2 protein-coding genes are annotated in these 2,290 nt (G+C 67.0%); both read right to left on the bottom strand.

Features of this window, described 5'->3' with window-relative positions:
• Positions 1-105 precede the first annotated feature (105 nt).
• Positions 106-894: an IS21-like element helper ATPase IstB gene (gene istB / locus I2E13_RS10835; protein WP_117648567.1), complete on the bottom strand. Its 789-nt coding sequence runs from the start codon at positions 892-894 to the stop codon at positions 106-108.
• Complete coding sequence (gene istA / locus I2E13_RS10830; protein WP_195405107.1) at positions 891-2,129, bottom strand: IS21 family transposase; 1,239 nt, start codon at positions 2,127-2,129, stop codon at positions 891-893. Before istA ends, istB begins: the two co-directional genes overlap by 4 nt.
• Between the last annotated feature and the right edge of the window lie 161 nt (positions 2,130-2,290).

The following is a 2,290-nucleotide window of genomic DNA, read 5'->3' as shown; positions in this document are numbered from 1 at the left end:
TGTTAGCGTCAATATATTTTTCACCATTTTCACCAACGTATTTTCGCCAATCGCGCCAACGCGGATGCGCCGGATTCGCCAACGCGGATGCGCCGCTTTCGGCGTCTAGGCTCCCTCCTCCTTCCCGTCCTCACCGCCGATGGATACGTCCTTCAGGCGGTATGACCGTCCCGTTATCTTGATCATCGCGCAATGGTGGCAAAGCCTGTCGGCCACCGCCGAGGCCGTGACGTTGCTGCCGAACACGTCGCCCCACCTGCCCACCGGCACGTTGGTCGTGACGATGGTCGACCGCTTGAGCGCGTAGCGCCTGTTGACCAACTGGAACAGCAGGTCGGCGCCCTCCTTGCCGATGTCGAGGTAGCCGAGCTCGTCTATTATCAGCAGGCTGCAGTGCTCGTAGAACCGCATCCTGCGCGCCAGCGCCTCCTTCGCCGAGGCGTGCTTGAGGTCCTCGACCAGCCTCGAGCAGTCGGCGAAGTACACCTGCTTGCGGGCCATCACCGCCTCGTGGCCTATGGCTATCGACAGGTGGGTCTTGCCGACGCCCGGGCTGCCGACGAGCACGACGTTGTCGCCGCGGTCGATGAACTCGAGCGTGGCCAGCTGCTCGACCAGCCCGCGCGGCACGCTCGGCTGGAAGCCCCAGTCGAAGTCGGCCAGCGTCTTTATGTAGGGGAAGTTGGCCATCCTCGTGCGGCGCTCGTCGTCGGCGCGCCGCTTGAGGGCTATCTGGGCGTCGGTGAGCTCGAGCATGGCGTCGACCAGGCCCTTCCTCCCGTCGGCGACGAGCCTGACGTACTCGGGCACCGACGACGCCATGCCCTCGAGCCCCAGCTCCTCGAGGTTGGCCGCCAGGCGGTTGAGGGGGCTGGCCTGCACGGCGGCGCTCACAGCGAGCCCCCTATCGAGTCGAGCAGGCCGAGGTTGGCCGCGGCGGCCGCCTCGATGTCGCCGGCGGCGTCGCCGAACCACCGCTTGCCGGCCATGGCCTCGGCGTAGTGCGCCGGGTCGTAGGCCGGCCCGCCCGCCATGTGCGTGGCCACCAGCTCGCCGCCGACGTAGCAGTCCATCGCGCCGCCGGGCATGCAGACGATGCGGGCGGGCCTGCCGATGCAGCGCCTGGGCACCGACATGGGCTCGCCGTGCGCGCTCACCAGCATCGTGGCCGGCACCCTGGCCACGCGCACCACGTCGCCCATCGCCTCCTCGAGGGCGCGCAGGTTGCCGACGGGCAGCAGCGCGTCCTTCTCCTCCATGAACAGCGCGGAGGGCGGCAGCCCCGTGGTCTCGTTGGGCTCGGAGTTGCTGGCGTCCTCGATCCGCGCGACGATCTCGTCGATGTCGTCCCAGCCGTCGAAGTCGCCCTGGTAGGCCATGAGCCGCGACAGGAAGCGGTTCGACGACTCGACCTTGCCCTTCGTCTGGGGGCTGCGCGGGCGGCACAGCTTCAGCTCGAAGCCGGCGGCCTTGGCGAACTCGTACGCGCGCTGGACCTTGAGGCGCCTGCCGCCCTTGACCGTCACCAGGGCGGACATGTTGTCCGTGACCCACTCGCGCGGCACGCCGCCGAGCCTCGCGATCGTGGCGTACATGCACCTGACCAGGTCGTCGGTCGTCCTGGTCCTCGACCGGATGAATATGTGCCTGCGGGAATGGCCCAGCGTCGCCGCGAACACGTTGAACTCGAACAGCTCGCCGTCGCGGTTCGCCATCTTGACGGACTCCTTCCAGTCGAACTGCAGCTGCAGTCCGGGCGGCGTCTCGAAGCGCGGGTGCGGCTCCGGGCCGCCGGAGGCCCCGACGGCGATGCCGTTCTTGCGCATGAACTGGGTGAAGGCGTTGTAGCCGGCCAGGTCCTCGCCGGGATACCTGTGCAGCAGCCACTCGTGGATGCCCTTCTTGGTGACTCCCGGCAGCTGCGCCTTGGCGGCCACCTCCTCGATGTGCGCGTCGAACGAGCCCGCCCTGTCGCCGCGCCCGTCGTGGGGCCGCCCGCCCTCGGCCCTCCAGTACGACGCCACGGTGTGCCTGTCCTTGCCGTAGCGCTTCGCTATGTCGCTGAAGTTGGGCTTTATGCCCGCTTCCCTGTACATGTCCAACTCTCCGATCAGGTTCTTCTCCGCCACGGCCCGCTCCTCCCGAAAGCATCGTTCGCTCGTCGATCGAAGCGTAAGCCCCGGCGTTGGTGGAAATGGTGAAAATGCGTTGGCGCAAATGGCGGGATTGCGTTGGCATGATTGGTTATTGAGCGTTGGTCAAAATGGTTGTTTTTACAGTAGCGCTAACA

The sequence above is a fragment of the Collinsella aerofaciens genome, from assembly GCF_015554145.1.
Lineage (GTDB): Bacteria > Actinomycetota > Coriobacteriia > Coriobacteriales > Coriobacteriaceae > Collinsella > Collinsella aerofaciens_AA.
Note: the sequence above shows the minus strand (reverse complement) of the source record. Positions and strands in the feature narration are given on the sequence as shown.